Origin of the sequence: Flavobacterium sp. UBA5153 (genome assembly GCA_002413745.1) — a bacterium.
Lineage (GTDB): Bacteria > Bacteroidota > Bacteroidia > Flavobacteriales > Flavobacteriaceae > Flavobacterium.
This window is the reverse complement of record DHXP01000016.1, coordinates 15703-22031: the sequence shown is the minus strand read 5'-3', so window position 1 is coordinate 22031 and position 6329 is coordinate 15703. Positions and strand designations below refer to the sequence as shown.

The following is a 6329-nucleotide window of genomic DNA, read 5'->3' as shown; positions in this document are numbered from 1 at the left end:
TGGCGGAGCCGTCTACTCGATTATGCATCGTTCTTTCTATATTGTTTATAAATCTACCCATACTTTCACATTACTTGGTGGACGTCTCGTCTTTTTTCGCTCCACATATTCTTTAATTTTTGGTGCGTCTTCTGCATTTGGTTGAAGTCTTAAATATTCTTCGTAACATTCAAACATTCTGTCTGTTTCTGCATAAGTCAAACCATCAGTTTTTAGAAGATTAGAATAACCTTTTCCTATGAACCAATTAGCAGAATAATATTGTGCGCTTTTTGGGTCAAGTAGTGTCAATGCTTTTTCAAATCTATTATTTGCTTGTTTGTATTCAGCATTGTAAAAATATCCTATTCCACTATACCAAATTGCTCCAACGTTCTTATTGTCCACTTTAAGAACTTCGTCAAGCACTTTTTGTCCATCAGAATATTTTTTTGCTTGAATTAAGGTCAGCCCAAGTTGGCATTGATAGATTAGATTGGTTTTGTCGGATTTAATTGCTTCTCTGAATGTCTGCTCTGCTTTGTCAAATTGTTGGTTGTTCAAATAGGAATTCCCTTTGTCCAAAAATTCGTTTTGTGCGAAAGTTGTCAAAATAGTAGTCAAAAATAATAATACTGTGAAGGTGGTTTTTTTCATTTTTTAGTCGTTTTCGTAGAATGATGCATAACGTTATGCCACTTTGAGATGGCTGGAAATTCGTAACCGCGCAATTTCCGGCTTAACGAAAACTTGATGCGAAACGATAATTCCACTAAATTCCAGCTATATCAAAATGGCGGTTGGCAGTAGTTTTTTATCGTTGCCTTGTTGTTTAGTAATTGTTTTAATCATACAAAACACCCATTAGAAAATCTAAATTATAGGTTTTACATTTGGGACAAAAATTTTTACTTCTTTTATAATATTTATCATTCCAATTATAACTTCCAATTTCTGAATCATTTATAAACATACTGGATTCATAATATGGGACATATTTTTCATTGTTTATTTCGATTGTAACACTTTCGTAAGAAAAGAAATCATTTTTAATAATTACTGTTTTTGCATAATCATACAGATTTATTTGTTCAATTTCGTTGGATTCAGTATTTAAAATTGGTGCGCCACATCTAGTAAGATGATCAAATCTTCCTCCTCCAACAGCAATTGAATCTGTACTATATCCACAATTGTTACACTTTGGTATAATTGTAAACCCCATATTATTTATATTTTAAAATTTTCTAATCTTTCTGTAAACAATAGTTCCTTTATACATTTAGCAAGGATTGTCACATCAGATTTTACATTATGAAACTGCTTAAGATGCTTGGCAGTATTTTTTATTTTTTCAAAGTATTTTTGCAAGCCAAGTAGCCAAGTAGTCCAATAAATAGAATCATAATAATCCATAATATTTTAAAAATACTGAAGTCTTTTTCTCCCTTAAATAATTGGATTATATATTCAATATATTTATATATTCCCAAGATTGAAGCTCCGATAAATGACAAACCAAAATATATCCCACAACCAAATTTAGCACCTTTTTTAGTTGTTTTGTATACTTCGGTAATTTTATCGATTATATTTTCTTTGAAATTATTATATTCTGTTTTTGAATATTTCTCTGCTTTTTCTTTTGCTTGTTTTTTCCATTTTTCAAAATCTTGATTTACATTTTCTTGATTTTGATTATTTGATGAAATTAAGTCGTCATATATTTTCCTTTTATTAGTGTCTGATAAAAACTCATAAGCTTCATTAATTTCAATAAATTTTTCATTTGCATCAGTTGCTTTATTTACATCGGGATGATATTTTAAAGCTAACTTTTTATAAGCCTTTTTAATTTCGTTTATTGAAGCGTTTTGACTAATTTCTAATGTTTCATAGTATGTTTTCACGAGTTAAATTTATTAATTTAATTATTTTTCTAACTGGTTTTGTATTTCATTTAATGTTGCAGTTATAAAAATTTTTTGCAAAATCTTTTTCTTGTCAATTACGGCACAAATTGAAACTTCTTCATTAATAAATGGTTGGATTGATGACTTTGCATCATAAGTCTTTAGGTAATTATCTTTAAAATGCAATTTTGATTCTTCGTTATTCGGAAAAATAATCAATTCGTCTATTGTTCCATTATTGATTTTTCTTCCAATCAAATTCGATTTGTTTTTTATTTCCTCAAGAGCTTCTTTATAATTCATTTGTTTTGTTTCTGTGTTTTTGTAATTTACTGAAAATATTTGCTTGTTTGGTATTAGTTTTTTATTATTTAAATAAAATTTAGTTTTATATTTTCGATTTTAATTTTTATAATTATATTGAATAAATTTTCAAAAACATAAACTCTATTATCCATTCTATCTTTATCCTTTAACAAATTATCATTATCATAAAAATTAAACATTAATCTATTTCCGAATACTCTGCAAGGATAATTTATTATAAAATTATTTTGATGATCATCTTTATTCTTTTCTGAAAAAGATTTCATAATTTCAAAAAATCTTTTCTTTATTTTTTCTTCAACGAAAGAAACTGTCAAAAAGCCATATTCACTGGAAAAAGATATGTTTGTATCTAAAATATTTTCCATTTTAAAATTTAAATATTCAGTTTCAGTTTTACTAAATTTTATATCTAATTGGTTAGCAGAAAATTTTTCTAAAAAATTAATCCATTCTAATCTAATTTTCTCATATTTATCATTCATAAAAGTTATAGATTTTTTGTAAATAATATTTTATCAGAAACATTGTGTTCTTTTTCAAAGTCAAGTTTAGTCAATAATTTTATTGATCTAAAATTGTCATCATCAACTATTGCTTTAATTGTAGTTACTCCCATTTCTTTTAGAAAATTCAAACAATTAAAAACAGAAGCAACCATAATATTTTTATTTTGGTAATGTTCTGACAACCAAAAATTTAACGACCAATTATTTAGTCCATTAGGGCTTAAAGGTGATTCTAAATTTATATATCCTATTGGCATCATTGGAATCTGTCCATCTGTAATTCTTATACAATATAAAATGGAAGTCTTAAATGCGATTGTATCCATTATAAATTGATTTATTTTGTTTAATGCCGAATCTTCATCCTCAACATAAGCAAAAGGAATATATTTTTTCACTTTTTCATTTTTAGAATTAAGTAAATAAAATTTTGATTCCATTTTCACTAATTCCTCAAAGATTGGTTTTAATATAATGTTTGGACCAACTTCTATTGAAAATTTTTTTTCAAATATTTCAGGATTACATTTTAATTTAGGGTCTATTGCCATTCTTAAATATTTTAGTTTTTCTACGGTAAAATTACTGCCAACGTTCCGCAGCTACACGCAGGGCGGGAATTTAACTACCGAATTTCCTGCAAAAAGCTGAACTTCAATTTATTACTTTCCTGTCAACGAAGCGCCAAAACCCGACTTGCGGGTAGCTGCTGTTAGTGGCAGTAGTTATTTTGGTTTGATTGTCACCCTTTTTATTATGGTGTCATTGTTAACAGAACCGTTTCTTAATTTAAAAATTGTCAAGGTAATACTGTCTGATTTATTTGCTGTAAATTCCAACACAGAGTCAACTGGGTTTGCGCCGTTCACATCATCACTATTAACTTTATAATAGATTGAAAAGTCGTAAGGCTTAAAATTGTGTTTGATTTTTATCTTATAATTGATATTTCCAGTTTCTTCTGACTTACATATTAGAGAGTTGTGATTCAGCATAATTTCCTTTTCTATCCACCCAGAAATAATGCGAATGCTGTCAATATCATAAATAATTTCGCTTTCTGAAAAATATAGGTCAGAAAGGAATGTCTTGTTTTCTATTGCATTCTCTTTTGTCAGGCTCATAGATTTGGAAAATGATAAACCATAAAGTCCGAAATATTGTAAATACAAAAACATGATGACTGGCATCATTAATGTCAGCATTATTTTAACAATTGCGTTCATGTTTTTAAGGACAACAGTTTTGATTAGAATTATTATTGTCGAAATAATTAAACCAATGATTAAAAAAGCACTTATAAAGCCTTCTCCTTCTAAATCATAAGTTCCACCAGCAAAATCTTTGATACAAATGTCATTAACAATTATTGCCAATGTTATTAACAGAATACGATAACCAAATTTAAAGTCTGTGAATATTAGTAAACCTGTCAAAAGCCCAATAGTCAATGGACTCAACGTTATTGATGTCGGAGGGAAATAATGTCCAAGTATATTTGTCAAAACAATTAATAAAAGGGCAAGAATTATTTTGATACTGTTTGTCATTTTGATGTCTATTTACTATTGCCACTAACTTGCATATAGGCGAAATAAAACTTCGTAAATACACCCAATTTTGGGTAGATTGGCGAAGTTTTGTTTCGCTTTATAATAGATTCAAATATAGCTTTTTTTTCTTACAAATCATCAAAAGGGCTTTTTATTTGTTGAATGCTTTTAGTGCTTACGTGAGTGTATATTTCGGTAGTTTTACTACTATTGTGTCCTAATAATTCTTGTATGTAACGTAAATCGGTCCCACTCTCTAATAAATGGGTCGCGTACCTGCCTGCCGGCAGGCAGGGCTGTGTCTAAGCCAGTGCAAAGTGGCTGGCTTTGTAATTCCCGATTTTTGTAGTGCTTGTTTCAATATGAGTTGCAAACTTCGAGCATCATATGGTAATCCGCTAGTTTGTCCTTCAAATAAATAAGTTTTGGGTTTATAAACTTTATAGTAATCGCGTAGCATTTCTAATATTTTAGAACTCAAGGGGACAATTCTGTCTTTTTTTCCTTTGGAGTTTTTAAGTAAAACAATATTCCTTTTAGAATCGATATGCACAGGTTGTAATGCCAATAATTCGCCACAACGCAATCCACAACTATAGATTAAGCTTAGCATCATTTTGTGTTTGATGTTTGAATGTACATTCAAAATCAATTTGATTTCCTCTTTGCTTAATACATTTGGTAACAATTTGGCACGTTTTGGTCTATGTATTTTGTCAATGTCAATCTTGGTTTCTCGAATAGTTTTAAAATAAAGTTTGATTGCATTAGTTATTTGGTTCTGATACGAAGCTGAAAGATTGTTTTTTAAAATATACTCGTTATTGTAGATAATCACATCTTCATTGGTAATTTCGGCAATGGTTTTTTCGCGATAAAACACCAAAAACGATTTCAAAGCTTCGCTATACGTGGCAATCGTGCTTTCGCTATAGCGTTTGGAGCGCAGCCATTGCTTGAATTTCTCGATTTGTGCTATTCCTTCGACCGAAGGTAGGGAATGGGAGTGAGGTGCTAAGTTGAATCGTTCCCTGTTTTCTTCCGTGTCCGGAAGATGCCAAGCCACTAGAGATTGACTCCATCTAGCGCCGCCAATTTCTTTAATACGAGCAATGAATTCGGCATTTTTTTCAAAATATACCGCGATTCGTTTTTCTTTTTTATGTGTAATCACTTTGGCACTCCAGTTCATTATCAGTAAATTAGAGTACTAAAGTAGCCAATTATTTCTATTTATTCCAAACCTTCCAAGCTTTCTCCGCCTGAAAAACAAGCATATCCAGTCCGTTTTTGGTTTGTGCTCCGTTTGCTGCGGCTTTCTTCAGGAATTGGGTTTCCGCAGGATTGTAAATCAAGTCATAAGCAATGTGCTTCTGTGTGAAATGTTCGTAAGGAATTAACGGGAATGCTTCAACATTTGGGCTTGTCCCCACCGGAGTTGAATTGATTATGATTTGGTAATCATCAAAAGTGGTCGAATTGATTTGGCCGTAATCGATGGCATTTTCTTTGGCTTCCCTGGAAACAAAAGTGTACACGATTCCCAGTTCGTCCAGGGCAAAGGCAACTCCTTTTGAAGCGCCACCAGTTCCCAGAATCAATGCTTTTTTGTGGTGCGGTTGCAACAATGGTTTCAACGATTTCTTGAAACCATAATAGTCCGTGTTGTAGCCTTTCAGCTTTCCTTTTTTGGTGATTTTAATGGTATTTACCGCGCCAATTAACGCCGCTTTTTTCGACAATTTATCCAAAAACGGGATTACCGCTTCCTTGTACGGAATCGTGACATTCAATCCTTTTAAGTCGGGATTGTTTTTTATTATTTCGGGGAAAGCCGTTATTTTCTGAATATCGAAATTCTCGTAGGTGCAGCCTTCGAAGTTTTCATTGGTGAATTTTTCGGTAAAATAGCCTTTCGAAAAGGAATAATTGATGTTGCGTCCCAGTAAACCAAAGCGTTTTCGTATCGTGTTCAACAGTATAATTTTTTATAAAAGAGTCCGCTTTGCGGACTATTTTTTGTTAGCCACGAATTCCACGAATTTTCA

Annotated in this window: 9 protein-coding genes and 1 pseudogene; all 10 read right to left on the bottom strand. The window is 31.0% G+C overall.

What is annotated here, in order from left to right:
• Positions 1-45: 45 nt before the first annotated feature.
• The 10 genes and pseudogenes from B2145_RS03190 to B2145_RS03145 all read right to left on the bottom strand — a co-directional run bounded on the left by B2145_RS03190 (position 46) and on the right by B2145_RS03145 (position 6248).
• Entirely contained in the window at positions 46-636 is a 591-nt protein-coding gene (locus tag B2145_RS03190) for a tetratricopeptide repeat protein (protein ID WP_291098135.1), read from the bottom strand.
• A 187-nt stretch (positions 637-823) separates the two neighbouring features.
• Positions 824-1204 carry a hypothetical protein gene (locus tag B2145_RS03185; protein ID WP_291098132.1) on the bottom strand — a complete coding sequence of 127 codons (381 nt, stop codon included), beginning with the start codon at positions 1202-1204 and terminating at the stop codon, positions 824-826.
• A gap of 493 nt (positions 1205-1697) precedes the next feature.
• Positions 1698-1889, bottom strand: a pseudogene (locus B2145_RS17595) (DnaJ domain-containing protein); the annotation flags it as partial.
• Positions 1890-1910: 21 nt separating this feature from the next.
• A complete protein-coding gene (locus B2145_RS03175) occupies positions 1911-2195 on the bottom strand; it encodes a hypothetical protein (RefSeq protein WP_291098126.1) in 285 nt (94 codons plus the stop codon).
• 68 nt (positions 2196-2263) lie between these two features.
• A complete protein-coding gene (locus tag B2145_RS03170; protein WP_291098124.1) occupies positions 2264-2704 on the bottom strand; it encodes a hypothetical protein in 441 nt (146 codons plus the stop codon).
• Between the two features lie 5 nt (positions 2705-2709).
• Positions 2710-3279, bottom strand: coding sequence for a GNAT family N-acetyltransferase (locus tag B2145_RS03165; RefSeq protein WP_291098122.1), 570 nt, complete (start codon positions 3277-3279; stop codon positions 2710-2712).
• A gap of 174 nt (positions 3280-3453) precedes the next feature.
• Positions 3454-4278 carry a hypothetical protein gene (locus tag B2145_RS03160; RefSeq protein ID WP_291098119.1) on the bottom strand — a complete coding sequence of 275 codons (825 nt, stop codon included), beginning with the start codon at positions 4276-4278 and terminating at the stop codon, positions 3454-3456.
• A gap of 131 nt (positions 4279-4409) precedes the next feature.
• A complete protein-coding gene (locus B2145_RS03155) occupies positions 4410-4514 on the bottom strand; it encodes a hypothetical protein (protein WP_291098140.1) in 105 nt (34 codons plus the stop codon).
• A 23-nt stretch (positions 4515-4537) separates the two neighbouring features.
• A complete protein-coding gene (locus B2145_RS03150; protein ID WP_291098116.1) occupies positions 4538-5473 on the bottom strand; it encodes a tyrosine-type recombinase/integrase in 936 nt (311 codons plus the stop codon).
• Positions 5474-5510: 37 nt separating this feature from the next.
• Positions 5511-6248, bottom strand: a complete 738-nt coding sequence (locus B2145_RS03145; protein WP_414654634.1) for a shikimate dehydrogenase family protein — start codon at positions 6246-6248, stop codon at positions 5511-5513.
• Positions 6249-6329: the final 81 nt, after the last annotated feature.

Excerpts from the sequence above, each read along its gene's own strand:
- B2145_RS03190 (WP_291098135.1), bottom strand. The coding sequence starts at position 636 with ATGAAAAAAACCACCTTCACAGTATTATTATTTTTGACTACTATTTTG.
- B2145_RS03185 (WP_291098132.1), bottom strand. The coding sequence starts at position 1,204 with ATGGGGTTTACAATTATACCAAAGTGTAACAATTGTGGATATAGTACA.
- B2145_RS03175 (WP_291098126.1), bottom strand. The coding sequence starts at position 2,195 with ATGAATTATAAAGAAGCTCTTGAGGAAATAAAAAACAAATCGAATTTG.
- B2145_RS03170 (WP_291098124.1), bottom strand. The coding sequence starts at position 2,704 with ATGAATGATAAATATGAGAAAATTAGATTAGAATGGATTAATTTTTTA.
- B2145_RS03165 (WP_291098122.1), bottom strand. The coding sequence starts at position 3,279 with ATGGCAATAGACCCTAAATTAAAATGTAATCCTGAAATATTTGAAAAA.
- B2145_RS03160 (WP_291098119.1), bottom strand. The coding sequence starts at position 4,278 with ATGACAAACAGTATCAAAATAATTCTTGCCCTTTTATTAATTGTTTTG.
- B2145_RS03150 (WP_291098116.1), bottom strand. The coding sequence starts at position 5,473 with ATGAACTGGAGTGCCAAAGTGATTACACATAAAAAAGAAAAACGAATC.